The organism is Oxalobacter paraformigenes, assembly GCF_000158475.2.
In the GTDB taxonomy this organism is placed as follows: Bacteria; Pseudomonadota; Gammaproteobacteria; order Burkholderiales; family Burkholderiaceae_D; genus Oxalobacter; species Oxalobacter paraformigenes.
In genome coordinates, this window is the sequence record NZ_KI392030.1 from 530,782 (window position 1) to 554,121 (window position 23,340).

Consider the following 23,340-nt stretch of genomic DNA (forward strand, 5'->3'; position numbering starts at 1 on the left):
TTCTTTTTGAAGGAAAATTGAAATGGCAAAGAGCAAGTATGAGCGGACGAAGCCGCACGTAAACGTAGGAACAATTGGTCACGTGGACCATGGCAAGACCACCCTGACGGCGGCGATAGCGACCGTATTGTCCAAGAAATTTGGTGGGGAAGCCAAAGGCTACGACCAGATTGACGCGGCGCCGGAAGAAAAAGCGCGTGGGATCACCATCAACACCGCGCACGTTGAATACGAAACCGCCAACCGGCACTACGCCCACGTAGACTGCCCGGGCCACGCCGACTACATCAAAAACATGATCACCGGAGCCGCCCAGATGGACGGAGCCATCCTGGTTGTCTCGGCGGCAGACGGTCCGATGCCTCAGACCCGCGAACACATCCTGCTGGCCCGTCAGGTAGGCGTGCCCTACATCATCGTCTTTTTGAACAAATGCGACATGGTAGACGACGCCGAACTCCTGGAACTCGTCGAAATGGAAGTGCGTGAACTGCTGTCCCGCTACGAATTCCCGGGAGACGACATTCCCATCATCAAGGGATCGGCCAAACTGGCGCTCGAAGGCGATGCGGGTGAACTGGGTGAAGCCGCCATCATGGCCCTGGCAGACGCTCTGGACAGCTACATTCCGACCCCGGAACGTGCTGTTGACGGAACCTTCCTGATGCCGGTAGAAGACGTCTTCTCCATCTCCGGGCGCGGCACCGTCGTCACCGGAAGAGTGGAAAGAGGCATCATCAAAGTTGGCGAAGAAATCGAAATCGTCGGCATTAAGGAAACAGCCAAAACCACCTGCACCGGCGTTGAAATGTTCAGAAAGCTGCTCGACCAGGGACAGGCGGGCGACAACATCGGCGTTTTGCTGCGTGGTACCAAGCGTGAAGAAGTCGAACGTGGGCAAGTGCTGGCCAAACCGGGTACCATCAAACCGCACACCCAATTCTCGGGAGAAGTCTACGTACTCTCCAAAGAAGAAGGAGGGCGTCACACCCCGTTCTTTAACAACTACCGTCCGCAATTCTACTTCCGTACGACAGACGTCACCGGAGCCATCGAACTGCCGAAAGACAAAGAAATGGTCATGCCGGGAGACAATGTCAGCATCAACGTGAAGCTGATCAGCCCGATCGCCATGGAAGAAGGCTTGAGATTTGCGATCCGTGAAGGCGGCAGAACCGTCGGCGCCGGCGTCGTCTCTAAAATCATCGAGTAATTTCGGTAAAGTAGCAAGATAAATCAAATGCTGCGAATGGATGTCCCATTCGCAGCTCGTTCTTTGGAAAGATATTATGCAAAACCAAAAAATTCGCATTCGCCTCAAAGCGTTCGACTACAAACTGATTGACCAATCCGCACAGGAAATTATTGATACCGCGAAACGGACAGGCGCTGTCGTAAAGGGACCTGTGCCTTTGCCTACCCGAATCCAGCGTTTCGATATTCTGCGTTCGCCGCATGTCAACAAAACTTCCCGCGATCAGTTCGAAATCAGGACGCATCAGCGTTTGATGGATATTATCGATCCGACTGACAAAACGGTGGATGCATTGATGAAGCTGGATTTGCCTGCGGGTGTAGATGTTGAAATTAAACTGCAATAATTGCCTTTGGTGATAACAAGCGGTTGTGCAAACGGCGCATGCGGGATATAATGCGCCGCTTAAACATGTCAAGAGATTGTTTTTGCTCTTGTTTTTAGAAGATGATAAACAGCCCTGCCCAATCGTAGGCAGGAATGGAGATAAAAATGAGCCTAGGCCTTATCGGGCGTAAGGTTGGGATGATGCGTATATTTACGGATGAGGGGGATTCCATTCCCGTTACCGTGGTAGATGTATCGGACAACCGCGTTACGCAAGTCAAGACGACCGAGACAGACGGTTATGCCGCTGTTCAGGTTGCATTCGGCAAACGCCGTCCTTCCCGCGTCAATAAAGCTGCTGCCGGTCACTATGCGAAAGCAGGTGTCGAAGCAGGTACAGTATTGCGCGAATTCAGAGTGGACGCAACCAAAGCTGCCGAAATGAAAGCGGGTGATGTTGTTCCTGTTACCCTGTTTGAAGTCGGTCAGAAAATTGATGTTCAGGGTGTTTCGATCGGTAAAGGTTATGCCGGTACCATCAAGCGCCACAATTTCGGATCCGGTCGTGCTACGCACGGTAATTCTCTCTCGCACAATGTGCCTGGTTCTATCGGTATGAACCAGGATCCGGGTCGTGTATTTCCGGGCAAGAAGATGACGGGGCATATGGGTGATGAAACCAGGACCGTTCAGAATCTGGAAATTGCCCGTATTGATGCCGAACGTAATCTGTTGCTGGTCAAAGGTGCTGTTCCTGGCGCCAAGAATGCGCAGGTTGTCGTTTGTCCTGCTGTAAAAACCAAAGTTAGCAAGGGGGCATAACAGATGGAATTGAAGCTCCTAAACGGAAGTGATCAGGCCGTTGGTAAGGTCGAGGCGCCAGATACCATATTTGGCCGTGAATACAATGAAGCGTTGATTCACCAGATCGTTGTCGCTTTTCAGGCGAATGCGAGAACGGGTGATCGCCAGCAGAAAAGCCGTGAAACGGTAGCGCACACGACCAAGAAACCGTGGCGCCAGAAGGGGACGGGGCGTGCGCGTGCAGGTATGTCCTCCTCTCCGTTGTGGCGCGGAGGCGGCCGTGCGTTCCCGAATACGCCGGATGAAAACTTTTCGCATAAAGTCAACAAGAAAATGTACCGCGCAGGCGTGTGTTCCATTCTGTCTCAGCTGGCGCGCGAAGACAGGTTGACGGTTATTGAAGGACTGGCAATTGATGCGCCGAAAACCAAGATGCTCGCTCAGAAACTGAAAGGGTTCGGTTTCAATTCAGTGCTCGTTATTACCGACGTATTCGATGAAAACCTGTATCTGGCATCGCGCAATTTGCCGAATGTGTTAGTGGTTGAGCCACATCAGGCAGACCCTGTTTCTCTGGTGCATTTCAAAGATGTGCTGATTACCAAGGCAGCTCTTGGCAAGATTGAGGAGATGCTGGCATGAGTGCAGTCATGAAAATTAGTGAAGAACGCCTGATGAAAGTACTGCTGGCTCCGGTTATTTCGGAAAAAGCGACTTTTGTGGCAGAAAAAAACGAACAAGTCATTTTCCGTGTGCTGAAAGATGCCACCAAACCGGAAATCAAGGCAGCGGTTGAAAATCTGTTCAAAGTTGAGGTTGAATCTGTACAGGTATTGAATCGTTTGGGCAAGCAGAAACGCTCCCGTAATGGCATGGGGCGCAAGAAGCATCAGAAACTGGCATACGTTTGCCTGAAGCCTGGTCAGGAAATTCATTTTACTGAGGAGGCTAAATAATGGCTCTCGTTAAAGTCAAACCGACTTCTCCTGCTCGCCGGGGAATGGTCAAACTGGTCAATCCGGATCTTTACAAAGGTCGTCCGTTTGCCGGTCTGGTTGAAAAGAAATCCAAGAGTGCGGGCCGTAACAATAACGGCCGTATCACGACCCGTCACCTTGGTGGCGGGCACAAGCAGCACTACCGTGTGATTGACTTTGTACGTAACAAGGATGGTATTGCCGCCAAGGTAGAGCGAATTGAATACGATCCGAACCGTACCGCCAATATCGCGCTGGTTTGTTATGCGGATGGTGAGCGCCGTTACATTATTGCGCCGAAAGGATTGTCTGTCGGAGACCAGGTCATGAACGGTTCCGAAGCGCCGATCAGGGCAGGTAACTGTTTGCCTCTGCGCAATATTCCTGTCGGTACGACCTTGCACTGCATCGAAATGTTACCTGGCAAGGGGGCGCAAATGGCTCGTACGGCCGGTGCTGCGGTCGTTCTGATGGCGCGGGAAGGATCTTACGCTCAGATTCGTTTGCGTTCCGGAGAAGTTCGTCGCGTACATATTGAATGCCGGGCAACGGTCGGTGAAGTGGGCAATGCAGAACAGAATCTGCGTAAATTGGGTAAAGCGGGTGCAATGCGCTGGCGTGGCGTACGTCCAACCGTACGTGGTGTTGTCATGAATCCGGTCGACCATCCGCATGGTGGCGGTGAAGGCAGAACATCCGGCGGGCGTCATCCAGTAACGCCTTGGGGTCAGAAGACCAAGGGTCTGAAAACGCGTAGTAACAAGCGTACGACTTCAATGATCGTTTCGCGCCGCAACAAGAAATAAGGGGTAGCATATGACACGTTCGTTGAAAAAAGGGCCTTTCTGCGATGCTCACTTGATTGCCAAGGTAGAAGCGGCGCAGGCATCCAAGGATAAACGGCCAATTAAGACTTGGTCTCGTCGGTCAACAATTATGCCGGATTTTATCGGGTTGACGATTGCCGTTCATAACGGCAAACAGCATGTCCCCGTTTATATTTCCGAAAATATGGTTGGTCACAAGTTGGGCGAGTTTGCATTGACCAGAACGTTCAAGGGTCATGCCGCCGATAAAAAAGCTAAGAAATAGGACCAATGATGGAAACAAAAGCTTCTCTTCGTGGTGTGCATTTATCAGCGCAAAAAGGTCGTCTGATTGCCGATTTGATTCGTGGTAAAAAAGTTGATCAGGCGCTCGATATTCTGTCGTTTACACCGAAAAAAGGTGCTGTCATTATCAAGCAGGTGCTGGAATCGGCGATTGCCAATGCCGAACACAATGATGGCGCAGACATTGATGAACTGAAAGTTTCCTCGATTTATGTCGAAAGGGGAACTTTTATGAAACGTTACTCGGCTCGTGCAAAAGGACGGGGTGACCGTATTTCTAAACAAACATGTCACATTTACGTGACTGTCGGTAATTAAGGGGGTCACGATGGGACAAAAGATACATCCAACCGGTTTCCGTCTGGCAGTTGCACGTAACTGGTCTTCTCGCTGGTATGCCGGCAATACCAATTTTGCCGGTATGCTGAATGAAGATCTGAAGGCGCGTGCTTATCTGAAGAAAAAACTGAAAAACGCTTCTGTGGGTCAGGTCGTTATCGAACGTCCGGCCAAAAATGCACGTTTTACCATTTACAGCTCGCGGCCGGGTGTCGTTATCGGCAAAAAAGGCGAGGATATCGAGGTACTGAAGTCGGACCTGTCCAGAATCATGGGCGTGCCGGTGCACGTGAATATTGAAGAAGTTCGCAAGCCGGAAATTCATGCGCAGCTGATTGCCGATTCCATTACCCAGCAGCTTGAAAAACGCATTATGTTCCGTCGCGCGATGAGACGTGCCATGCAGAACGCCATGCGTCTTGGCGCTGTCGGTATCAAGATCATGTCTTCGGGTCGTCTGAACGGCATCGAAATTGCCCGTACCGAATGGTATCGTGAAGGTCGTGTTCCTCTGCATACCCTGCGTGCCGATATCGATTACGGTTTTTCCGAAGCGCAGACAACCTATGGCATCATCGGCGTTAAAGTGTGGGTCTACAAGGGCGATCGTCTGGAAAATGGTGAAGCTCCGAAGATTGAAACGCCTAATGAGGAAGACAAGAAACGTCGTGGCGCACGTCGTGAAGATGGCCGTCCGGGCAGACAGCGTGTCAGAAAATCTGAGAGTGCTGGAGCATCCGAGACGCCTTCCACCGGAGCAAAACGGGTTCGTGCCAGAAAACCTGAAAATGCTGCAACAGCGACTGAAAACTCGCCGGTTGAAACAGCAGGAGAATAATTATGTTGCAACCATCTCGTAGAAAATATAGAAAAGAGCAGAAAGGTCGCAATACCGGTATTTCGCATGAAAGAGGTACCAAGGTATCGTTTGGCGACTTCGGTCTGAAAGCGGTTGGAAGAGGCCGTATTACAGCTCGCCAAATCGAAGCGGCTCGTCGCGCCATGACGCGTCATATCAGGAGAGGCGGCCGAATCTGGATTCGCGTTTTCCCGGACAAGCCTATTTCGGAAAAACCGGCTGAAGTCCGTATGGGGAGTGGTAAAGGCAACCCGGAGTACTATGTTGCCGAAATCAGGCCGGGCAAGGTTCTTTATGAAATGGACGGAGTGGATGAGGCGCTGGCTCGTGAAGCGTTCCGTCTGGCTGCTGCCAAATTGCCATTGCCGACGGTATTCGTTGTCCGTCAGCTTGGCCAATAATAGGAGTAAATATGAAAGCATCCGAACTGCGTTCCAAGGATCAGGCTGAATTGAAGACTGAGCTGAACGATCTTCTGAAAGCTCAATTTGGTCTGCGCATGCAACTGGCGACCCAGCAATTGACCAATACTTCGCAGCTGAAAAAAGTGAGAAGAGATATCGCTCGGGTAAAGACTGTCATGAATTCTAAGGGTAAAGCATAATGAACGATCAGGAAAAGTCCGCGTTAAAACGCACTCTGATTGGCAAGGTTGTGTCGGACAAGATGGACAAAACGGTTTCCGTTTTGATCGAACGTCGGGTGAAACATCCGTTATACGGAAAAATTGTTCGTCGTTCCAAAAAATATCTGGCGCATGACGAAGCCAATCAGGCAAAAATTGGCGATACCGTTGAAATTCAGGAAGGTCGTCCAATTTCTAAAAACAAGTCTTGGGTTCTCACCAAAGTTATCCAGGTCGCCCAAATTGTATAAAAAGATTGCATTTGCTTCGCGATAATGCAATAATGCGTGACTTCGCATCATTCCGCTACTGATGGGGCTGATGCGAAGTTCTTTTATATCATGTACACCTAATCAGGCGCAGATTTGCGTCTGGCGGGACCAAGACTGATCGCCGAAGTGAATGGCGAATTAAGTTGGGAAAGAAAATTATGATTCAGACTGAAAGTCGTTTAAAAGTGGCCGATAATACCGGTGCCAGAGAGGTTCTTTGCATCAAGGTGCTTGGTGGTTCCAAGCGTCGTTATGCACAGATCGGTGACATCATTAAAGTAACGGTCAAAAGTGCTGCTCCGCGTGGAAGGGTTAAAAAAGGTGAAATTTACAATGCTGTCGTCGTGCGCACCGCAAAGGGTGTCCGCCGCCAGGATGGTTCGCTGATCAAATTCGATGAAGGCGCGGCAGTGTTGCTCAATAATAAACTGGAGCCGATCGGCACCCGTATTTTTGGGCCGGTAACTCGTGAGTTGCGTACGGAAAGATTTATGAAAATCGTTTCACTTGCGCCGGAAGTATTGTAAGGGGGGGCTTTATGAATAAAATACGTAAAGGCGATGAAGTGATTGTTCTGGTTGGCAAAGACAAGGGCAAGCGCGGTACTGTTCAGCAATGTATGGAGGATCGCGTTGTTGTTGGGGGTGTGAACGTCGCCAAGAAAACAACCAAGCCGAATCCCATGACAGGCGCTACAGGCGGTATCGTCGACAAGCTGATGCCTATTCATGTTTCCAATGTTGCATTGTTCAATGCAAAAACCGGTAAGGCTGATCGCGTGGGCTTTAAAGAAGTGGATGGCAAAAAAGTCCGTGTCTTTAAATCGAATGGTGAAGTTGTTGGGGCTAAATAATTATGGCGCGTCTACAGGAATTATATAAGGAAAAAATTGTTCCCGATTTGATGGCAAAATTTTCCTACAAATCTGCGATGGAAGTTCCGCGCATTACCAAAATTACCTTGAATATGGGGTTGTCGGAAGCGGTTGCGGACAAAAAAGTGATTGATCATGCCACTAGCGACCTGGCAAAAATCGCCGGTCAAAAGCCGGTGGTGACGAAAGCGCGCAAATCTATTGCGGGTTTCAAGATCCGCGAAGGGTATCCGATTGGTTGTATGGTGACTTTGCGTGGCGCAAGAATGTATGAGTTTCTCGACCGGCTGGTTACGATTGCTTTGCCGCGTGTGCGCGATTTTCGAGGCATCAATGGTCGTTCTTTTGACGGCAGGGGTAACTATAATCTGGGTATTAGAGAGCAGATCATATTCCCTGAAGTTGAGTATGACAAGATTGACGCTTTGCGTGGACTGAACATCAGTATCACGACAACCGCTAAGACCGATGAGGAGTCCAAAGCACTTCTTTCCGCATTTAAATTTCCGTTTAGAAATTGAGATAGCCATGGCAAAACTGGCATTAATAAATCGTGAATTGAAACGCGCTGTGCTTGTTAAGAAATATGCAGGCAAACGCGCCGAGTTGAAAGCTATTATCGACGACCAGAGCAAATCCGAAGAAGAGCGTTTTGAGGCTCGTCTGAAGTTGCAATCGTTGCCTCGCAACGCCAATCCGACCCGTCAGCGCAATCGTTGCGCCTTGACCGGCAGGCCGCGCGGCACGTACCGTAAATTCGGTTTGGGTCGTACCAAACTGAGGGAATTTGCCATGAATGGTGAAATTCCGGGAATCACCAAAGCTAGCTGGTAGCAGGAGGAATTGTTATGAGTATGAGCGATCCTATCGCAGATATGCTGACTCGCATCCGAAATGCGCAGCAAGTTAAGAAGAGTTCTGTTGCTATGCCCTCTTCCAAAGTCAAAGTGGCAATCGCTACGGTCTTGAAAGACGAAGGCTATATCGATTCCTTCGATGTCAAGGAAGAAAAAGGTAAATCGCAACTGAATATCGCACTGAAATATTATGTTGGCCGTCCTGTTATCGAGCGACTGGAACGTGTTTCGCGGCCCGGTCTTCGCATTTACAAAGGGCGTGACGAGTTGCCCAGCGTGATGAACGGATTGGGTGTGGCTATCGTTTCTACGCCAAAGGGTGTCATGACGGATCGTAAGGCGAGAGCTACGGGCGTCGGTGGCGAAGTTCTTTGCTATGTGGCCTAAGGAGTGAAGCATGTCTAGAGTTGGAAAAATGCCGATTGTTATTCCTGAAGGCACGACTGCGGCAATTGCAGACAATCAAATCACTGTAAAGGGGCCCCTGGGTTCCATGAGCAGAACGTTGAGCGATCTGGTTGTCGTCAAACAGGAAGATAAAACGTTGAAAGTGGAAGCGGCCAACGACAGCCGTGAGGCGGTTGCCATGTGGGGAACTACCCGCGCCTTGCTCAACAATATGGTTCAGGGCGTCAGCAAAGGCTTTGAAAAACGGTTGAACCTGGTTGGCGTCGGCTTTCGTGCACAGGCACAGGGCGATAAATTGAATATGTCTCTTGGTTTTTCCCATCCGGTCGTTCATGTCATGCCGGCTGGCGTCAAGTGTGAAACGCCTTCGCAGACGGAAATCGTGATCAAAGGCATGGACAAACACTTGGTTGGGCAGGTAGCGGCTGATGTGCGCGCATATCGTAGACCTGAACCTTATAAAGGCAAGGGTGTTCGTTATGTGGACGAAGTCGTTAAGATCAAAGAAACTAAGAAGAAGTAATAGGGGCGATTGATGAACAAGAAACAATCACGTTTGCGCCGCGGACGTCAGACTCGAGCCAAAATTGCTGTTTTGAAAGCAACTCGCTTGTCGGTGCATCGTACCAATTTGCATATTTATGCGAATGTTATTGGACCGGATGCGCGGATTCTGGCTTCTTCTTCTACGCTGGAAGCCGATATTCGCCAGGAACTGGCGGGCAAAAGCGGCGGCAATGTAGCGGCTGCTTCACTTGTCGGTAAGAGGGTAGCCGAAAAGGCATTGCAGGCTGGAATTACAGAGGTTGCCTTTGATCGTTCCGGTTTTCGTTATCACGGCCGTGTCAAAGCATTGGCTGAAGCTGCTCGTGAAGCAGGTCTGAAGTTCTAAGGATATAACCATGGCAAAAATGCAACAAAAGACACAAGGTGATCGGCCGGATGATGGATTGCGCGAAAAAATGATCGCAATCAACCGGGTAACCAAAGTCGTCAAGGGCGGTCGCATTATGGGTTTCGCTGCCTTGACGGTTGTCGGTGACGGCGATGGCCGTATCGGCATGGGTAAGGGGAAGTCGAAAGAGGTTCCTATTGCGGTTCAGAAAGCGATGGAAGAAGCGCGTCGTAACATGATCAAGGTGACGTTGAAAGACGGTACTTTGCAGCATACGATCATCGGCAAGCATGGCGCTTCCAAAGTGATGCTGAACCCGGCAAAGCAAGGTACCGGCGTTATCGCAGGCGGTGCAATGCGCGCCATTTTCGACGTAATGGGAGTTACCAACGTAGTGGCCAAGTCCTTTGGTTCGAGCAATCCATACAATATGGTCAGAGCGACGTTGAATGCGCTGGCTTCGATGAACACTCCCGCTGATGTCGCTGCAAAACGCGGCAAATCAGTGGAAGAAATTGTTGGGTAAGGTGACCGGTAATGTCTAATCAAATTACAGTGAAATTGGTCAGAAGTCTGATCGGAACCCGGAAATCGCACCGCGATACGGTTCGTGGGCTTGGGCTTCGTCGATTGAATTCCGTCTCCACTTTGCAGGATACCCCTGCAATTCGCGGAATGATTAAAAAAGTATCGTATCTCGTTCAAGTAGTTGCTTGATTGAGACTGCTAACAGGATAAATTATGAACTTGAATAATTTGCAACCTGCTTTTGGCGCAAAACAGGCAAAACGTAGAGTTGGACGCGGTATCGGTAGCGGTTTGGGCAAAACAGCTGGCCGTGGTCACAAAGGCCAGAAATCAAGAGCGGGCGGTTTTCACAAAATCGGTTTTGAAGGCGGCCAGATGCCTTTGCAGCGCCGCTTGCCCAAACGCGGCTTTAAATCTCCGGCAGCCTTGACCCGTGCCGAAGTCCGTTTGTCCGATCTTGATAAACTGGGTGTGGAGGACATTGATCTGCTGGTATTGAAGCAGGCTGGTATCGTTTCGGGACTGGTTAAGAATGTTCGCGTTATTCTTTCCGGGGAAATCAATCGTAGCGTCAATCTGAATGGCCTTGTTGTTACCAAAGGCGCCAGAGCTGCTATTGAAAGCAAAGGCGGAAAAGTCGCTTAAAGTAACACATATACAGAGGTATCCAGTTGGCAACGACATCTAGTTCAGCAAAAAACGCTACGGCAGGTTTCCCTTGGCGACGTCTGTTGTTTTTGCTTGGGGCATTGGTTGTATTCCGTATTGGTGCTCACATTCCTGTCCCTGGTATTGATTCTGAACAGCTGGCATTGCTGTTCAGGCAAAACCAGGGAGGTATTCTCGGCATGTTCAACATGTTCTCGGGTGGCGCGCTTTCACGGTTTACGGTTTTCGCCTTGGGTATCATGCCCTATATCTCGGCCTCCATTATCATGCAGATGCTGGGAATTGTTTCCCCGCAAATTGATGCCTTGAAAAAGGAAGGAGAAGCAGGCAGAAGAAAGATGACGCAATATACGCGTTATGGAACGCTTGTGCTTGCCGCTTTCCAGGGGCTTGGGATTGCTGTTGCGCTTGAATCGCAACCCGGTCTGGTTATCGATCCGGGTCTCGCTTTCCGGTTCACTGCGGTTGTCACACTGGTTACCGGAACCATGTTCCTGATGTGGCTGGGTGAACAGATAACGGAAAGAGGTTTGGGTAACGGCATTTCCATGATCATTTTTGCAGGTATTGCCGCAGGATTGCCGAATGCGATTGGAGGCCTTGTAGAGCTGGTACGTACCGGTTCGATGAATACGCTGACTGCGCTGATTATCTGTGTCATTGTTGCTATCGTTACTTTCCTGGTGGTTTTTATCGAGAGCGGACAGCGCAGGATACTTGTCAATTATGCCAAGCGTCAGGTGGGTAACAAGATCTATGGCGGACAAAGCAGTTTTTTGCCGTTGAAAGTGAATATGGCAGGCGTTATTCCTCCGATTTTTGCTTCATCAATCATTTTGTTTCCCGCTACCATTGCCGGGTGGTTCGCTACCGGTGCCGAGTCGGATAATGTTTTCATTCGTTTTCTGAAAGATTTATCCGCTTCTCTGGCTCCCGGTGAACCGGTTCATGCGATTCTGTATGCTGCAGCGATTATATTTTTCTGTTTTTTCTATACGGCGCTGGTATTCAATAGCCGTGAAACGGCGGATAACCTGAAAAAAAGCGGCGCTTTTATTCCCGGTATCCGTCCTGGTGAACAAACGGCAAAATATATCGATAAAATTTTAATGAGATTGACACTTGCTGGTGCGATTTATGTTACATTAATCTGTTTACTGCCAGAATTTCTGGTGGCGCGTTGGCAAGTTCCATTTTACTTTGGCGGTACTTCCCTGCTGATTATCGTTGTGGTGACGATGGATTTCATGGCTCAGATCCAGAATTACATTATGTCGCAGCAATATGATTCTCTGCTAAAGAAGGCAAATTTCAAGAGCAACAGTTTACCGCGTTAATATCACATAAAAGACATTTATTTTATGGCTAAAGATGACGTTATCCAGATGCAGGGCGAGATTGTCGATAACTTGCCTAATGCGACTTTTCGCGTGAAGCTGGAAAATGGACATATGGTTCTTGGGCACATATCGGGAAAGATGCGTATGAATTACATTCGTATTCTTCCCGGTGACAAGGTAACGGTCGAGTTGACTCCTTATGATTTAAGTCGGGCTCGTATTGTTTTCAGAACAAAATAGCTGAATTCAATATTTTGTTAAAAAGAGGGTAAAAATGAAGGTTCAGGCATCAGTCAAGCGGATCTGCCGCAACTGCAAAATCATTAAAAGAAAGGGCGTGGTACGAGTTATTTGTACCGAAGCACGCCACAAACAAAGACAAGGTTAATTAACGTCAATTTAGGACAGAACGAATGGCACGTATTGCAGGGGTAAATATTCCCAACCATCAACACATTGTCATTGGCCTGACGGCTATCTACGGTATTGGACGACCGCGTGCAGAGGATATCTGCGCAGCAACCGGAGTCGCCCCTACCAAGAAAGTCAAGGATCTGGATGACAGCGAACTTGAAAAACTCCGCGAAGAAATCGATAAGTTCGTTATCGAAGGCGATTTGCGTCGCGAAGTTTCCATGAGCATCAAGCGATTGATGGATTTGGGTTGTTATCGTGGTTTGCGTCATCGCAGGGGCTTGCCTGTCAGGGGCCAACGTACACGTACAAATGCGCGAACCAGAAAAGGTCCACGTAAGGCCGCTCAATCATTGAAGAAATAATGCAAACACAGGTTGTTTGAATAGTAGACGGATCGAGGAAATTTTATGGCAAAAGCATCGAATAGTGCAGCAGCTCGCGTGCGCAAGAAGGTGAAGAGAAACATTGCAGAAGGTGTTGCACATGTGCATGCTTCTTTTAACAATACCATCATTACCATTACTGACCGCCAGGGCAATGCGTTGACTTGGGCAACATCGGGGGGCGCAGGTTTCAAAGGCTCGCGCAAATCCACTCCATTTGCCGCACAGGTAGCCGCAGAAGCTGCCGGAAAAGTGGCGATCGAATATGGCATCAAGAATCTGGAAGTCAAAATCAAGGGGCCGGGACCGGGTCGCGAATCCGCTGTCCGCGCTCTGAACGGTTTGGGCATTCGCATTACGCAGATCCAGGACATTACGCCGATTCCACATAATGGCTGTCGTCCCCCAAAACGTCGTCGTATTTGATTTGCAGAAAATGAAGACCACTGTTATACCGCATGTGGTATGACTTGCGCCTGATTTGAGGCGTCAATTAACGGATAAAAGGAAATATTGTGGCACGTTATATCGGACCAAAAGCTAAGCTTTCCCGTCGTGAAGGCACCGACTTATTTCTCAAGAGCGCGAGACGTTCTCTTGATTCAAAATGCAAACTGGATGTCAAACCCGGCCAGCACGGCATGAAATCGGGTGCGCGTACTTCTGATTACGGTAATCAGTTACGTGAAAAACAAAAAGTCAAGCGCATGTACGGCATTCTGGAAAAACAGTTCCGCCGTTATTTCGCTGAGGCGGAACGCAGAAAGGGCAATACGGGTGATAACCTGATGCAACTCTTGGAAAGCCGTCTCGACAATGTCGTTTATCGTATGGGATTCGGTTCTACCCGTGCTGAAAGCCGCCAACTTGTCAGCCATCAGGCGCTGATGGTCAATGGCAAGGTCGTTAATATCCCGTCTTATCTGGTCAAACCGGAAGATGTTATTACGATCCGCGAAAAAGCCAAAAAACAGAACCGTATTGTCGAATCTCTGTCTCTGGCCGAACAGATCGGTCTTGCCGACTGGGTTTCGGTAGATTCAAAAAAAATGGAAGGCGTTTTCAAACGCGTTCCGGATCGCAGCGAATTTGCAAACGATGTCAATGAATCGCTGATCATCGAATTGTATTCACGTTAATTCCGCATTACCAGTGCCATCAGCCTTATTGGTGTAACGAGCCAAGGGTATTGAAAAGGACATACTATGCAAAACAATTTTCTCAAACCGCGCATTATCAACGTCGAATCGCTAGGCGGCGGTCGTTCCATTGTTGAGATGGAACCGTTCGAGCGCGGTTATGGACACACGCTCGGTAATGCGTTAAGACGTGTGCTTCTGTCTTCCATGACCGGTTATGCGCCCACAGAAGTGACCATTGCCGGTGTCGTTCACGAGTATTCGACTCTGGACGGCGTTCAGGAAGATGTTGTCGATCTTCTCCTGAACCTGAAAGGGGTCGTCTTCAAGTTACACAATCGCGATGTCATTACGCTGACCCTGAAAAAATCGGGGCCAGGTATCGTCACCGCCGCCGATATTGAATTGCCGCATGACGTGGAAATTATCAACCCTGATCATGTCATTGCCAACCTGGCGGATAACGGCAAACTTGATATGCAGATCAAGGTTGAAAAAGGTCGAGGATACGTGCCGGGGAATGTGAGAAGACTTTCCGAAGATGCGAACAAGACTATCGGGCGCATTATTCTGGATGCCTCTTTTTCGCCTGTCCGCCGTGTGTCTTACGCAGTTGAATCCGCCCGCGTGGAACAACGTACCGATCTGGACAAGCTGATTATCAATATCGAAACCAATGGCGTCATTACGGCTGAAGAAGCCATTCGCCAGTCTGCCCGTATTCTGGTCGATCAGTTAAGCGTATTCGCTGCGCTCGAAGGAACGGAAACGACTTCTGAAGCATTGACGCAGGTCCCGGCAGTCGATCCTATTTTGCTGCGTCCGGTTGATGATCTGGAGTTGACAGTCCGTTCGGCAAATTGTCTGAAAGCAGAAAACATCAACTACATTGGCGATCTTATCCAGCGTAGTGAAAACGAGTTGCTGAAAACGCCGAATCTGGGCCGCAAGTCTTTGAATGAAATCAAGGAAGTACTGGCTTCCCGCGGGTTGACCCTGGGAATGCGTCTGGACAACTGGCCGCCTGCAGGATTCGAAAAATAATTTTTTAACGACATTACCGGCCCGCAGTTTTGACTGATAGAAGAGCCGGATTGACAAGATTTATAAGGAAACTATCATGCGTCATCGTCATGGTTTGAGAAAACTGAACCGTACATCGTCTCATCGTCTTGCAATGCTTCGCAATATGACAGTCTCTCTGTTGCGTCATGAAGCGATCAAGACGACTCTGCCGAAAGCCAAGGAATTGCGTCGTGTTGTCGAACCGATTATCACCTTGGGCAAAACCGATACCGTGGCAAACAAGCGGCTGGCCTTTAACAGGCTGCGCGATCGGGAAATTGTGGTGAAACTGTTCAATGAACTGGGACCGCGATTTGCCAATCGTAACGGTGGTTATCTTCGCATTCTGAAGATGGGCTTCCGGGCAGGCGACAACGCTCCTATGGCTTATGTTGAACTGATGGACAGACCGGAAGAAGAGAAAACGGAAGCGAATGCCAAGTAAAGCGGGCACGTATCCCATTATGAAGGCCGGAGAAATCCGGCCTTTTTTGTTACGGAACGGCAGAGGTTTCTCCGGCTACAATGTGAAGTATATTTACGTGTCGGAGAAGAGGGAATGAAAGAACAGATTTTTATTTTTTGTACAGTCCCGGACGCGGGTACGGCCAGCACAATCGGAAAAACCATTGTCGAGAAAAAGCTGGCTGCCTGTGTCAGCTGGGGTTCTGCAGTACATTCGGTTTACCGATGGGATGGCAGGATCGAAGAAGCTGACGAGCTGAATTTGACGATCAAAACAGTTCGCGAAAAGTATAAGGACGTAGAAGAACTGATTTTATCGCTTCATCCTTATGAATTGCCTGAAATTGTTTCTGTACCCGTTCTGGATGGTCTCGAGCCTTACCTGGAATGGATCAGGCAGGGAACTTGTTAAGGAGTGCTAGAGCCAGGAGGAAAAAGACAGAAAAATGCCGACTACCAGGGGAATGGAAAAATTGTCGTCCAGATGGATCCGGTTTTCAAATATCTCGGCAAAGGTCGCCACAGTTACCCCTATCAGCCCAAAGATCAGAAAAAGGGGTGATTGCGAAAAGTTCAGATAAAAAAAGAGAAGAACACTGGCAGAAAACAGCCAGAAGGCCAGGCTGCCTTCAATGCTTTTTGTCCCCATGTTGATTTTATGTCTGCCCAGCTTGCGGCCCACCAGGGCAGCACACGTATCGCCAATAAGCATGATGGAAAGAGCGGTCATTGCAATAACTTTGGGAAAGAGAACCGTAACCATCAATGCCGCTGCAATAACGTAGGGAGCACCGCTTAACCGAAATCGTGCCTGTGTTTCCTTTTCGCGCAATATCCTGTTAAAAAGGCTGCCGTAAGTCAGGGTAAAGAAACGCCACTGCCTGTGATTGCCGTATTCGATGAAAATAATCGAAAATAGCAGTAAAGCGAATAAAGCGATGTTGAAGCAAGCAGGGAAAAGGCCGATAGAAACAACCATCCAGAGCGAGCTCAAGTGAATGATCTTGCGGAGAACTTCATGCCCGTATGAAATCTGTCTGGTCATTTGAAACGGTTATCATGTTTTAAGTGGCAGATTGCGGCGTGCTGCTTAGACAGGGTCGGTATTTTCCGGTTGGCCGGCCAGATTCAGAATAAAAGCAGTCGCTTCTTTCAGACCTGTTCGTTTTGTTGAAGAAAAGAGTTGGGCAGAAAAAGGAAAAGGATGTCCATTTTCATCAATGTAACTCCTGAGAATGGTATCCACTTGTTTAAGGGCTTCGCTGGATTCGCGGCGGTTCAGTTTGTCCGCTTTGGTCAGCAGACAGTGGATTGGCTTTCCGGTCACGGCAAACCATTCCAGCAAACTGACATCCAGCGGCTGAAAAGGATGTCTTGAATCCATGACGAGGATCAGACCACTTAATTGCGGGCGAGTTATCAGATAATCGCTCAGGAGTTTCTGCCAATGTTCTTTGGCGGTACCCGATATTTGTGCGTATCCGTATCCAGGCAAATCCACCAGAAAAAGTTCAACTTTGTTTTCATCGACAGGATCGTGCCTGTGCTGGGCCACATGGGCTCCTCCTATCGAAAAGAAATTGATATGCTGGGTACGGCCCGGCGTTCTCGACGCATAGGCAAGATTTTTCTGATTGCACAAAGTATTGATGGCCGACGATTTGCCTGCATTGGATCTGCCGACAAAAGCGATTTCAGGCACGTTTAACCGGGGCAAGTCCCGTAAATGATTTGCCGTTCTGAAAAAGCGCGCCTGCCAGAGTTTGGACATGTGGTCTCCGGATAAAGGGAATTCGTGCACCATACCGATAGATTAACGGTTCCCGGTATATTAAGATACGATGGTTTCGAGAGCGTAAAGTTCTTCCGCGCGTTCTCTTTGCCGAATCAGATGTACCTGTCCATTATCGACAAGAACTTCCGCTGCACGGCCCCGGGTATTATAGTTGGAAGCCATGGCCATACCGTATGCGCCGGCACTCATGACCGCGAGGTAATCGTCCGCTTCGATGGAAAGTTTTCTCTGGCGTGCCAGCCAGTCTCCCGATTCGCAGACAGGTCCTACGACGTCGTAAGTCAAAGCGGAACCGTTTCTTTTCACGACCGGTAAAACTGTATGCCATGCTTCGTAAAGGGACGGCCTCATCAGATCGTTCATAGCCGCGTCGACGATAGCGAAATGTTTGTCCGAATTGGTTTTCAGATATTGGACTTGCGTGAGCAGCAAGCCGGCATTGCCGGAGATGGAACGTCCCGGTTCGAACATTATGGCAAGCGGTTTGCCGGGATAGTTGGCATTTTTCCATTCCCCTATTTTCCGAAAGAGCCTGGAAAGGTACTCTGGAACGGCAACCGGTTCTTCATTGTCATACGTAATCCCAATACCACCGCCGATATCGATATGTTGCAGTTCGATGTTTCTTTGTGCCAGTTGGTCGTAAAGGCCGATCAGTTTATCCAGCGCTTCAAGAAGAGGGGAGTCGTCCAGCAATTGGGAGCCAATGTGGCAGTCGATTCCGGTAACATCGATATGGGTCATTTTTGAAGCTTGCTCATAGCAGGACAGGGCTTCCTCAAATGGAATGCCGAATTTGTTTTCTTTCAGCCCGGTCGAGATATAAGGATGAGTCTTTGGATCGACATCAGGATTGACGCGGAAAGAAATTCTGGCTTTTTTGCCCATTTCCGACGCGATGCGATTGATTCGCTGCAATTCGGCAAAAGATTCGACATTAAAGCAGAGAATATCGTGTTTCAAGGCAAGGCTTATTTCTTCTGTTGTCTTGCCGACGCCGGAGAAGATCACTTTCCTAGGGTCACAGCCGGCAGCGATAACACGCAAAAGTTCGCCACCCGATACGATATCGAAACCGGCGCCTTCCCGGCCCAGAATATTCAGGATCGCCAGGTTGGAATTGGATTTGACCGAATAGCAAACCAGAGAGTGAATATCATCTGTTTCATGCCGTTTGCAAGTATCGGCATATTGATGGAAATGCTCAATCAGCGCTGTTTTGGAATAAACGTAAAGCGGTGTTCCGAATTGGGCGGCCAGTTTGTCAAGCGGTACGCCATCGACAGTCAATACATCGTTTTGATAAATGAAATGTTGGGCTGCTGTTTTCATCGTATTCAAGGTAATGTCGGCAAGCTGCCGGGAAGAATGCCCAGAGGCGCTCTTTCCGACTCGGGTTCATCGGTTTCAGGTTCAGGGAAAGTCTGTGGTGTTACCGGCCTCGGCGTCGTATCCGAGGGAGGCAGTATCAGCGGTCCCTTCTGGCCACAGGCACACAGATTCATACAAAAGAAAATGGCGGACAACAAGGAGAAACTCCATTTCGCCAGTCGGAAAAGTCGCATTTGCATTCCCCGGTTATTGAAAGACTGTACTATTGATTGCGCAGTGTAACATGTCACAAGGAACTGATCGAATGTCGATATGACCTTCAATCCACAGCTGACATTCGACGGGCGAAAATTTTTCAATGATCAGTCAGCAAAAATTTCGTCTTTGAGGTGGCTGTTTTCTGATTCGTACATTTTTTCATACTCTTTTTGCCCTACACCGACATTGGTCGCGATTTTGCCGGGCGGTACTTCGGCGTAATAATAATCGCCGTTTTCAAAAATGACGCCAGCCGGTGGTGATCGAAGTTCGACAGGCGTGCCTGAAAGCGCTTTTTGCATGTAACTGATCCAGACTGGCAATGCCAGTCCGCTGCCGGTTTCCCGTCCACCCATATTGCGGGGCTGGTCGAAACCGAGCCATGCTACTGCAACCAGGCTGGGTTGATAACCGGCGAACCAGGCGTCATAGGAATCATTGGTTGTTCCTGTTTTGCCAGCCAGATCGGGACGGTTCAGGATATTCGCTCTTGCGGCTGTTCCTCCTCGGACGACGTCTTTCAACAAACTGTCCATAATGAACGCATTACGCGCGTCGATAACGCGGGTATTTTCATCACCGGCTCTTTCCGGACGTGCCTGAGAAAGGATTTTTCCATCGGAATCGGCAATGTATGAAATGATGTACGGTTTGATTTTATAGCCGCCATTGGCAAAAACCGAATAGGCAACTGCCATTTGCAATGGCGTGACAGAACCCGCACCCAGGGCCAGCGTGAGATACGGCGGATTCTTGTCGGCGTCGAAGCCAAACCGTGTGATGTATTCTTGGCCATACGGTGCCCCGATCTGATTCAGAATCTGGATCGAGATCATGTTTTTAGACTTCATCAGTCCGCGACGCATGGTCATCGGGCCTTCATAGCGCGAATCGAAATTTTTCGGATTCCAGTTTTGGCCGCCAGGCTGTCCGGAAAATGACATGGGAGAATCATTGATGATGCTGGCAGGCGCAAAATTCTTTTCCAGCGAGGCGGAATAAATAAAGGGTTTGAAAGAGGATCCGGGCTGGCGCCAGGCCTGTGTGACATGATTGAACTTTTTTTGCGTGAAATCGAAACCGCCTATCAGAGACTTGATTGCGCCATCGTTCGGATTGAGGGAAACGAAGGCTGCCTCGATTTGCGGCATTTGAACAATGTTCCAGTTCCCGGAAGCATCTTGTGCGATACGGATAATCGAACCGCGTTTGATCTGTTTGTTACCGCTTGCACTGGAAGCGAGAGCGGATGCGGCAAAGCTCAGGCCGCTACCGGAAATGGAGATCTCGTTACCTGACGATAAAACGGCGCGGACGAGTCTTGGGGACGCTTCCAGAACGACAGCGCTTGAAATGCCATCGCTGTCGGGATAACGGGCCAGTTCGTCTTCGATCGCGTCGGCAAAGGCTTCTTTTGATGCCGGAATGACCATGTGTCCTTCCGGACCTCGATAACCGTGGCGTCTGTCATAGTCCATCACGCCACGTCGCACAGCCTGATAGGCCGCTTCCTGATCTTTCTGGGTGATTGTGGTATAAACATTCAGACCGCGGGTATATGTTTCGTCCTTGTACTGGTCGTAAACCATCATACGAACCATTTCAGCGACATACTGTGCGTGGACGTTGAACTCGTTCCGGCTGCTTTTTACCTTGATTTCTTCATTTTTTGCCGTTTCATATTCCTGATCGGTGATATAGCCGAGCTGCTTCATCCGGAGCAGGATGTATTGTTGCCGCTGTTTGGCGCGGGTCGGATTGGTGATCGGATTGTTGGCGGACGGCGCTTTCGGCAATCCGGCCAGCATGGCTGCTTCCGCCAGCGTAATGTCCTGCAAAGGTTTGCCGAAGTACACTTGTGCAGCCGAAGCGAAACCGAAAGCCCGTTGTCCCAGATAAATCTGGTTCAGGTAAATTTCGAATATCTGGTCTTTGGTCAGCGTTTTTTCTATTTTCCAGGCCAGCAGGACTTCATAGAGTTTTCGTTTGAAGGTTTGTTCGCTGGTCAGGAAGAAATTTCTTGCCACCTGTTGGGTAATGGTCGAGGCGCCCTGTCTGCTGCGGCTCACAAGATTGTGCAAGGCGGCGCGAAGGATGCCGATATAATCGACGCCGCTGTGCTGGTAAAACCGGTCGTCTTCAATAGCAAGAACGGCTTTTTTCATGATATCCGGGATTTGGCTGATCCGGACGAGATTGCGCCGTTCTTCGCCGAATTCTCCCATCAGGACACGATCTGCCGTGTAAATCCGGAGCGGCATTTTGGGATGATAATCCGTCAGCTGATCCATTGGAGGCAATTTCGGGTATATCAGAGTCATCGCCAGTATGACGATAAGAGCTCCGATTAGAGCTACACTGACGCCGAGTGCCGCACAACTGAGGGCAATACGGGTAAGCAGCTTTCTGGCGGGTTTTGCTGCGTTTGGAGCATCGGGATTCCGGTTTTTGTTAAACATGCTATTCGGCAAAAAAAGGCAATACGCGCATTATCCTTTAAACTGTTCATCTTAGCACTTAAATGTGTAAACAACTGTTTCATAGCGAAAACCGCGCCTTTCGGGGAAGAATTGCGGCCTGAAAGGAATGGGAAACGTTCATATCTGATATATTCGGCAATACAGCAACGTCATTTATTTTTTATGCAAGAAAATATTTTTCTGGTCGGCCTGATGGGATCGGGCAAAACAACCGTTGGCCGTCTGCTGGCGAAGCGGCTGGGGTTGAGATTCGTGGATTCGGATCATGAAATCGAGGCACGGACAGGAGCGACGATTTCATGGATTTTTGAAATCGAAGGCGAAGAAAGTTTCAGACGTCGTGAAGTTGAAACTATCAAGGATCTGACCGGCCAGACCGGTGTGGTGTTGGCAACAGGAGGAGGGGCCGTTGTCCATCCCGATAACCGGAAGCATCTCAAATCCCGGGGTACGGTCATTTATTTGCGTGCCAGCGTGAACAATATTCTGCAAAGAACGATGCATGATAAAAGCCGTCCTTTGCTGCAGACGGAAAACCGGAGAAAGAAACTTGAGGAACTGGCAAAACAGCGTGAACCGTTCTACAGGGAAGTGGCTGATATTATTGTCGATACCGGACGTCCGAATGTGCATGCCATGGTTCAGTCGATTTTGACTCAACTGGCCGGTTTCCAGAAAAGAAAGGTCGGGGAAAAACAGAAAAGGCGTTCCCCAAACCGCATCAGGAAAGACAATCCAACGATGAATTCCAAAAATACCCATCTTAAAGTTGATCTCGGAGAACGCAGTTATCCTATTGAAATCGGAACGGGACTGCTTAAAGACGTCAAGTTGCTTGCGCGAACTGTGCAGGGCAACCGAATCGCCATCATTACCAATACGGTCGTTGCACCGCTTTATCTGGAGAGCCTGACGCGTTCTTTGAATGAAGCGGGAAAACAGGTCATATCGCTGGTATTGCCGGATGGCGAACAGGAAAAAAACTGGGAAAGTCTTATGAAGGTTTTCGATTTCCTGATGGAGCACAAATGCGACCGCAAAACGACATTGGTCGCTCTGGGCGGTGGAGTGATCGGCGATATGACGGGGTATGCGGCAGCCAGTTTCATGAGAGGCGTACCTTTCGTTCAAGTCCCTACGACACTACTGGCGGAAGTGGATTCTTCCGTCGGCGGAAAAACGGGAATCAATCATCCGCTCGGCAAGAACATGATCGGCGCTTTTTATCAGCCTGAGGCGGTAATTGCCGATACGTCAACGTTAAATACCCTGCCTGACAAGGAATTGATTGCCGGTCTGGCCGAGGTGATCAAATATGGTGCCATCATTGATGCCGGATTTTTTGAGTGGCTCGAAAAGAATATCGAAAAACTGCTAAATCGGGAGGACGAAGCGCTGGTTTATGCGATACGCCGTTCGTGCGAAATCAAGGCCGATATCGTGCGTCAGGATGAGCGCGAAAGTACCGGCTTGAGAGCGATTCTCAATTTCGGCCATACTTTCGGACATGCTATTGAGGCGGGGTTGGGATATGGCCAGTGGCTGCACGGTGAAGCTGTCGGTTGCGGCATGGTAATGGCTGCCGATTTGTCGGCGCGTATGGGATGGCTTGATGAAAGTTTTGGAAACCGGATCCGGATGCTGGTGAAAAAAGCAGGGTTGCCGGTTGTCGCGCCTGCATTGGGCGCAGAACGCTGGATTGAGCTGATGCAGGTTGACAAAAAGAATATCGGAGGAGAAATCCAGTTTGTTTTGCTGAAAGCACTCGGTAAGGCAGTAGTTGCAAAAGTGCCCGAAGACATGTTGCTGGCCACTTTAAAAGAATGTGTCGCTTCAAATTGATTGAAGTTTTCGTATAGGGAAGG

Annotated in this window: 37 protein-coding genes; 32 read left to right on the forward strand and 5 right to left on the reverse strand. The window is 49.3% G+C overall.

All coding sequences use genetic code 11. The features are described from left to right. The first annotated feature begins 22 nt into the window (after nucleotides 1-22). The 31 genes from tuf (at nucleotide 23) to cutA (ending at nucleotide 16,022) form a co-directional block, all read left to right on the forward strand. On the forward strand, nucleotides 23-1,213 hold the full coding sequence (tuf, locus tag OFAG_RS02495) for an elongation factor Tu (protein WP_005879073.1): 1,191 nt from the start codon (nucleotides 23-25) through the stop codon (nucleotides 1,211-1,213). A gap of 76 nt (nucleotides 1,214-1,289) precedes the next feature. Continuing rightward, nucleotides 1,290-1,601 (forward strand): 30S ribosomal protein S10, encoded by a 312-nt coding sequence (gene rpsJ / locus OFAG_RS02500; protein ID WP_005878787.1) that lies wholly within the window; start codon nucleotides 1,290-1,292, stop codon nucleotides 1,599-1,601. Nucleotides 1,602-1,735: 134 nt separating this feature from the next. Further along, nucleotides 1,736-2,404, forward strand: coding sequence for a 50S ribosomal protein L3 (rplC, locus tag OFAG_RS02505; protein WP_005878788.1), 669 nt, complete (start codon nucleotides 1,736-1,738; stop codon nucleotides 2,402-2,404). Between the two features lie 3 nt (nucleotides 2,405-2,407). After that, on the forward strand, nucleotides 2,408-3,028 hold the full coding sequence (gene rplD / locus OFAG_RS02510; protein WP_005878789.1) for a 50S ribosomal protein L4: 621 nt from the start codon (nucleotides 2,408-2,410) through the stop codon (nucleotides 3,026-3,028). Further along, nucleotides 3,025-3,342: a 50S ribosomal protein L23 gene (gene rplW / locus OFAG_RS02515; protein ID WP_005878790.1), complete on the forward strand. Its 318-nt coding sequence runs from the start codon at nucleotides 3,025-3,027 to the stop codon at nucleotides 3,340-3,342. The genes rplD and rplW overlap by 4 nt, the downstream gene beginning before the upstream one ends. After that, nucleotides 3,342-4,169 (forward strand): 50S ribosomal protein L2, encoded by an 828-nt coding sequence (gene rplB / locus OFAG_RS02520; protein WP_005878791.1) that lies wholly within the window; start codon nucleotides 3,342-3,344, stop codon nucleotides 4,167-4,169. The genes rplW and rplB overlap by 1 nt, the downstream gene beginning before the upstream one ends. A gap of 10 nt (nucleotides 4,170-4,179) precedes the next feature. Next, on the forward strand, nucleotides 4,180-4,455 hold the full coding sequence (gene rpsS / locus OFAG_RS02525; RefSeq protein ID WP_005878792.1) for a 30S ribosomal protein S19: 276 nt from the start codon (nucleotides 4,180-4,182) through the stop codon (nucleotides 4,453-4,455). 5 nt (nucleotides 4,456-4,460) lie between these two features. Next, nucleotides 4,461-4,793, forward strand: coding sequence for a 50S ribosomal protein L22 (gene rplV, locus OFAG_RS02530; RefSeq protein WP_005878793.1), 333 nt, complete (start codon nucleotides 4,461-4,463; stop codon nucleotides 4,791-4,793). A gap of 10 nt (nucleotides 4,794-4,803) precedes the next feature. Continuing rightward, nucleotides 4,804-5,652 carry a 30S ribosomal protein S3 gene (gene rpsC, locus OFAG_RS02535; protein WP_005878794.1) on the forward strand — a complete coding sequence of 283 codons (849 nt, stop codon included), beginning with the start codon at nucleotides 4,804-4,806 and terminating at the stop codon, nucleotides 5,650-5,652. 2 nt (nucleotides 5,653-5,654) lie between these two features. After that, a complete protein-coding gene (gene rplP / locus OFAG_RS02540) occupies nucleotides 5,655-6,074 on the forward strand; it encodes a 50S ribosomal protein L16 (protein ID WP_005878795.1) in 420 nt (139 codons plus the stop codon). An 11-nt stretch (nucleotides 6,075-6,085) separates the two neighbouring features. Next, nucleotides 6,086-6,277: a 50S ribosomal protein L29 gene (gene rpmC, locus OFAG_RS02545; protein WP_005878796.1), complete on the forward strand. Its 192-nt coding sequence runs from the start codon at nucleotides 6,086-6,088 to the stop codon at nucleotides 6,275-6,277. Continuing rightward, on the forward strand, nucleotides 6,277-6,549 hold the full coding sequence (gene rpsQ, locus OFAG_RS02550) for a 30S ribosomal protein S17 (RefSeq protein WP_005878797.1): 273 nt from the start codon (nucleotides 6,277-6,279) through the stop codon (nucleotides 6,547-6,549). The genes rpmC and rpsQ overlap by 1 nt, the downstream gene beginning before the upstream one ends. A gap of 179 nt (nucleotides 6,550-6,728) precedes the next feature. Then, nucleotides 6,729-7,097 carry a 50S ribosomal protein L14 gene (gene rplN, locus OFAG_RS02555; protein ID WP_005878798.1) on the forward strand — a complete coding sequence of 123 codons (369 nt, stop codon included), beginning with the start codon at nucleotides 6,729-6,731 and terminating at the stop codon, nucleotides 7,095-7,097. A gap of 11 nt (nucleotides 7,098-7,108) precedes the next feature. Beyond that, entirely contained in the window at nucleotides 7,109-7,423 is a 315-nt protein-coding gene (gene rplX, locus OFAG_RS02560; protein WP_005878799.1) for a 50S ribosomal protein L24, read from the forward strand. A 2-nt stretch (nucleotides 7,424-7,425) separates the two neighbouring features. After that, a complete protein-coding gene (gene rplE, locus OFAG_RS02565) occupies nucleotides 7,426-7,965 on the forward strand; it encodes a 50S ribosomal protein L5 (protein WP_005878800.1) in 540 nt (179 codons plus the stop codon). 7 nt (nucleotides 7,966-7,972) lie between these two features. Beyond that, on the forward strand, nucleotides 7,973-8,278 hold the full coding sequence (rpsN, locus tag OFAG_RS02570) for a 30S ribosomal protein S14 (protein ID WP_005878801.1): 306 nt from the start codon (nucleotides 7,973-7,975) through the stop codon (nucleotides 8,276-8,278). 14 nt (nucleotides 8,279-8,292) lie between these two features. Continuing rightward, nucleotides 8,293-8,688, forward strand: a complete 396-nt coding sequence (gene rpsH, locus OFAG_RS02575; protein ID WP_005878802.1) for a 30S ribosomal protein S8 — start codon at nucleotides 8,293-8,295, stop codon at nucleotides 8,686-8,688. 10 nt (nucleotides 8,689-8,698) lie between these two features. Continuing rightward, nucleotides 8,699-9,232: a 50S ribosomal protein L6 gene (gene rplF, locus OFAG_RS02580; protein WP_005878803.1), complete on the forward strand. Its 534-nt coding sequence runs from the start codon at nucleotides 8,699-8,701 to the stop codon at nucleotides 9,230-9,232. Between the two features lie 12 nt (nucleotides 9,233-9,244). After that, nucleotides 9,245-9,601, forward strand: coding sequence for a 50S ribosomal protein L18 (rplR, locus tag OFAG_RS02585; protein ID WP_005878804.1), 357 nt, complete (start codon nucleotides 9,245-9,247; stop codon nucleotides 9,599-9,601). A 10-nt stretch (nucleotides 9,602-9,611) separates the two neighbouring features. Then, complete coding sequence (rpsE, locus tag OFAG_RS02590) at nucleotides 9,612-10,130, forward strand: 30S ribosomal protein S5 (protein WP_005878805.1); 519 nt, start codon at nucleotides 9,612-9,614, stop codon at nucleotides 10,128-10,130. A gap of 11 nt (nucleotides 10,131-10,141) precedes the next feature. Further along, nucleotides 10,142-10,321, forward strand: a complete 180-nt coding sequence (rpmD, locus tag OFAG_RS13200) for a 50S ribosomal protein L30 (RefSeq protein ID WP_005878806.1) — start codon at nucleotides 10,142-10,144, stop codon at nucleotides 10,319-10,321. A gap of 24 nt (nucleotides 10,322-10,345) precedes the next feature. Further along, nucleotides 10,346-10,777, forward strand: coding sequence for a 50S ribosomal protein L15 (gene rplO / locus OFAG_RS02595; protein WP_005878807.1), 432 nt, complete (start codon nucleotides 10,346-10,348; stop codon nucleotides 10,775-10,777). Nucleotides 10,778-10,803: 26 nt separating this feature from the next. Beyond that, nucleotides 10,804-12,138: a preprotein translocase subunit SecY gene (gene secY / locus OFAG_RS02600; RefSeq protein ID WP_005878808.1), complete on the forward strand. Its 1,335-nt coding sequence runs from the start codon at nucleotides 10,804-10,806 to the stop codon at nucleotides 12,136-12,138. Nucleotides 12,139-12,162: 24 nt separating this feature from the next. Further along, nucleotides 12,163-12,381, forward strand: a complete 219-nt coding sequence (infA, locus tag OFAG_RS02605; RefSeq protein ID WP_005878809.1) for a translation initiation factor IF-1 — start codon at nucleotides 12,163-12,165, stop codon at nucleotides 12,379-12,381. A 34-nt stretch (nucleotides 12,382-12,415) separates the two neighbouring features. Continuing rightward, the gene (gene rpmJ, locus OFAG_RS13205; RefSeq protein ID WP_081442209.1) at nucleotides 12,416-12,529 is read left to right on the forward strand and encodes a 50S ribosomal protein L36; all 114 of its coding nucleotides are present in this window, start codon (nucleotides 12,416-12,418) and stop codon (nucleotides 12,527-12,529) included. A 25-nt stretch (nucleotides 12,530-12,554) separates the two neighbouring features. Continuing rightward, on the forward strand, nucleotides 12,555-12,920 hold the full coding sequence (gene rpsM / locus OFAG_RS02610; protein WP_005878810.1) for a 30S ribosomal protein S13: 366 nt from the start codon (nucleotides 12,555-12,557) through the stop codon (nucleotides 12,918-12,920). 45 nt (nucleotides 12,921-12,965) lie between these two features. Beyond that, nucleotides 12,966-13,367, forward strand: coding sequence for a 30S ribosomal protein S11 (gene rpsK / locus OFAG_RS02615; RefSeq protein ID WP_005878811.1), 402 nt, complete (start codon nucleotides 12,966-12,968; stop codon nucleotides 13,365-13,367). A gap of 89 nt (nucleotides 13,368-13,456) precedes the next feature. Next, entirely contained in the window at nucleotides 13,457-14,080 is a 624-nt protein-coding gene (gene rpsD / locus OFAG_RS02620) for a 30S ribosomal protein S4 (protein WP_005878812.1), read from the forward strand. A 66-nt stretch (nucleotides 14,081-14,146) separates the two neighbouring features. Further along, nucleotides 14,147-15,124, forward strand: a complete 978-nt coding sequence (locus OFAG_RS02625; protein WP_005878813.1) for a DNA-directed RNA polymerase subunit alpha — start codon at nucleotides 14,147-14,149, stop codon at nucleotides 15,122-15,124. Between the two features lie 76 nt (nucleotides 15,125-15,200). Continuing rightward, complete coding sequence (gene rplQ / locus OFAG_RS02630) at nucleotides 15,201-15,590, forward strand: 50S ribosomal protein L17 (RefSeq protein ID WP_005878814.1); 390 nt, start codon at nucleotides 15,201-15,203, stop codon at nucleotides 15,588-15,590. 114 nt (nucleotides 15,591-15,704) lie between these two features. Further along, nucleotides 15,705-16,022, forward strand: a complete 318-nt coding sequence (gene cutA, locus OFAG_RS02635) for a divalent-cation tolerance protein CutA (protein WP_005878815.1) — start codon at nucleotides 15,705-15,707, stop codon at nucleotides 16,020-16,022. Between the two features lie 6 nt (nucleotides 16,023-16,028). On the opposite strand, the gene OFAG_RS02640 is transcribed toward cutA, so the two are convergent. From OFAG_RS02640 to OFAG_RS02655, 5 genes are all read right to left on the reverse strand, one after another. Further along, nucleotides 16,029-16,655 carry a diacylglycerol/polyprenol kinase family protein gene (locus OFAG_RS02640; RefSeq protein WP_005878816.1) on the reverse strand — a complete coding sequence of 209 codons (627 nt, stop codon included), beginning with the start codon at nucleotides 16,653-16,655 and terminating at the stop codon, nucleotides 16,029-16,031. Between the two features lie 45 nt (nucleotides 16,656-16,700). Then, nucleotides 16,701-17,381 carry a ribosome biogenesis GTP-binding protein YihA/YsxC gene (gene yihA / locus OFAG_RS02645; protein WP_020994767.1) on the reverse strand — a complete coding sequence of 227 codons (681 nt, stop codon included), beginning with the start codon at nucleotides 17,379-17,381 and terminating at the stop codon, nucleotides 16,701-16,703. Nucleotides 17,382-17,441: 60 nt separating this feature from the next. Further along, nucleotides 17,442-18,737, reverse strand: coding sequence for a diaminopimelate decarboxylase (lysA, locus tag OFAG_RS02650; protein WP_005878818.1), 1,296 nt, complete (start codon nucleotides 18,735-18,737; stop codon nucleotides 17,442-17,444). A gap of 5 nt (nucleotides 18,738-18,742) precedes the next feature. Continuing rightward, the gene (gene lptM, locus OFAG_RS14515; RefSeq protein WP_390621831.1) at nucleotides 18,743-18,976 is read right to left on the reverse strand and encodes an LPS translocon maturation chaperone LptM; all 234 of its coding nucleotides are present in this window, start codon (nucleotides 18,974-18,976) and stop codon (nucleotides 18,743-18,745) included. 123 nt (nucleotides 18,977-19,099) lie between these two features. Then, nucleotides 19,100-21,454, reverse strand: a complete 2,355-nt coding sequence (locus tag OFAG_RS02655) for a penicillin-binding protein 1A (protein WP_020994769.1) — start codon at nucleotides 21,452-21,454, stop codon at nucleotides 19,100-19,102. 183 nt (nucleotides 21,455-21,637) lie between these two features. Here OFAG_RS02655 and aroKB point away from each other — a divergent pair, with 183 nt between their 5' ends. Then, nucleotides 21,638-23,317 (forward strand): bifunctional shikimate kinase/3-dehydroquinate synthase AroKB, encoded by a 1,680-nt coding sequence (gene aroKB / locus OFAG_RS02660; protein WP_005878822.1) that lies wholly within the window; start codon nucleotides 21,638-21,640, stop codon nucleotides 23,315-23,317. Nucleotides 23,318-23,340 lie beyond the last annotated feature (23 nt).

Bases quoted from the DNA above. Each gene is read 5' to 3' on its own strand.
- tuf (WP_005879073.1), top strand. From the start codon at position 23: ATGGCAAAGAGCAAGTATGAGCGGACGAAGCCGCACGTAAACGTAGGA.
- rpsJ (WP_005878787.1), top strand. From the start codon at position 1,290: ATGCAAAACCAAAAAATTCGCATTCGCCTCAAAGCGTTCGACTACAAA.
- rplC (WP_005878788.1), top strand. From the start codon at position 1,736: ATGGAGATAAAAATGAGCCTAGGCCTTATCGGGCGTAAGGTTGGGATG.
- rplD (WP_005878789.1), top strand. From the start codon at position 2,408: ATGGAATTGAAGCTCCTAAACGGAAGTGATCAGGCCGTTGGTAAGGTC.
- rplW (WP_005878790.1), top strand. From the start codon at position 3,025: ATGAGTGCAGTCATGAAAATTAGTGAAGAACGCCTGATGAAAGTACTG.
- rplB (WP_005878791.1), top strand. From the start codon at position 3,342: ATGGCTCTCGTTAAAGTCAAACCGACTTCTCCTGCTCGCCGGGGAATG.
- rpsS (WP_005878792.1), top strand. From the start codon at position 4,180: ATGACACGTTCGTTGAAAAAAGGGCCTTTCTGCGATGCTCACTTGATT.
- rplV (WP_005878793.1), top strand. From the start codon at position 4,461: ATGATGGAAACAAAAGCTTCTCTTCGTGGTGTGCATTTATCAGCGCAA.
- rpsC (WP_005878794.1), top strand. From the start codon at position 4,804: ATGGGACAAAAGATACATCCAACCGGTTTCCGTCTGGCAGTTGCACGT.
- rplP (WP_005878795.1), top strand. From the start codon at position 5,655: ATGTTGCAACCATCTCGTAGAAAATATAGAAAAGAGCAGAAAGGTCGC.
- rpmC (WP_005878796.1), top strand. From the start codon at position 6,086: ATGAAAGCATCCGAACTGCGTTCCAAGGATCAGGCTGAATTGAAGACT.
- rpsQ (WP_005878797.1), top strand. From the start codon at position 6,277: ATGAACGATCAGGAAAAGTCCGCGTTAAAACGCACTCTGATTGGCAAG.
- rplN (WP_005878798.1), top strand. From the start codon at position 6,729: ATGATTCAGACTGAAAGTCGTTTAAAAGTGGCCGATAATACCGGTGCC.
- rplX (WP_005878799.1), top strand. From the start codon at position 7,109: ATGAATAAAATACGTAAAGGCGATGAAGTGATTGTTCTGGTTGGCAAA.
- rplE (WP_005878800.1), top strand. From the start codon at position 7,426: ATGGCGCGTCTACAGGAATTATATAAGGAAAAAATTGTTCCCGATTTG.
- rpsN (WP_005878801.1), top strand. From the start codon at position 7,973: ATGGCAAAACTGGCATTAATAAATCGTGAATTGAAACGCGCTGTGCTT.
- rpsH (WP_005878802.1), top strand. From the start codon at position 8,293: ATGAGTATGAGCGATCCTATCGCAGATATGCTGACTCGCATCCGAAAT.
- rplF (WP_005878803.1), top strand. From the start codon at position 8,699: ATGTCTAGAGTTGGAAAAATGCCGATTGTTATTCCTGAAGGCACGACT.
- rplR (WP_005878804.1), top strand. From the start codon at position 9,245: ATGAACAAGAAACAATCACGTTTGCGCCGCGGACGTCAGACTCGAGCC.
- rpsE (WP_005878805.1), top strand. From the start codon at position 9,612: ATGGCAAAAATGCAACAAAAGACACAAGGTGATCGGCCGGATGATGGA.
- rpmD (WP_005878806.1), top strand. From the start codon at position 10,142: ATGTCTAATCAAATTACAGTGAAATTGGTCAGAAGTCTGATCGGAACC.
- rplO (WP_005878807.1), top strand. From the start codon at position 10,346: ATGAACTTGAATAATTTGCAACCTGCTTTTGGCGCAAAACAGGCAAAA.
- infA (WP_005878809.1), top strand. From the start codon at position 12,163: ATGGCTAAAGATGACGTTATCCAGATGCAGGGCGAGATTGTCGATAAC.
- rpmJ (WP_081442209.1), top strand. From the start codon at position 12,416: ATGAAGGTTCAGGCATCAGTCAAGCGGATCTGCCGCAACTGCAAAATC.
- rpsM (WP_005878810.1), top strand. From the start codon at position 12,555: ATGGCACGTATTGCAGGGGTAAATATTCCCAACCATCAACACATTGTC.
- rpsK (WP_005878811.1), top strand. From the start codon at position 12,966: ATGGCAAAAGCATCGAATAGTGCAGCAGCTCGCGTGCGCAAGAAGGTG.
- OFAG_RS02625 (WP_005878813.1), top strand. From the start codon at position 14,147: ATGCAAAACAATTTTCTCAAACCGCGCATTATCAACGTCGAATCGCTA.
- rplQ (WP_005878814.1), top strand. From the start codon at position 15,201: ATGCGTCATCGTCATGGTTTGAGAAAACTGAACCGTACATCGTCTCAT.
- cutA (WP_005878815.1), top strand. From the start codon at position 15,705: ATGAAAGAACAGATTTTTATTTTTTGTACAGTCCCGGACGCGGGTACG.
- OFAG_RS02640 (WP_005878816.1), bottom strand. From the start codon at position 16,655: ATGACCAGACAGATTTCATACGGGCATGAAGTTCTCCGCAAGATCATT.
- yihA (WP_020994767.1), bottom strand. From the start codon at position 17,381: ATGTCCAAACTCTGGCAGGCGCGCTTTTTCAGAACGGCAAATCATTTA.
- lysA (WP_005878818.1), bottom strand. From the start codon at position 18,737: ATGAAAACAGCAGCCCAACATTTCATTTATCAAAACGATGTATTGACT.
- lptM (WP_390621831.1), bottom strand. From the start codon at position 18,976: ATGCAAATGCGACTTTTCCGACTGGCGAAATGGAGTTTCTCCTTGTTG.
- OFAG_RS02655 (WP_020994769.1), bottom strand. From the start codon at position 21,454: ATGTTTAACAAAAACCGGAATCCCGATGCTCCAAACGCAGCAAAACCC.
- aroKB (WP_005878822.1), top strand. From the start codon at position 21,638: ATGCAAGAAAATATTTTTCTGGTCGGCCTGATGGGATCGGGCAAAACA.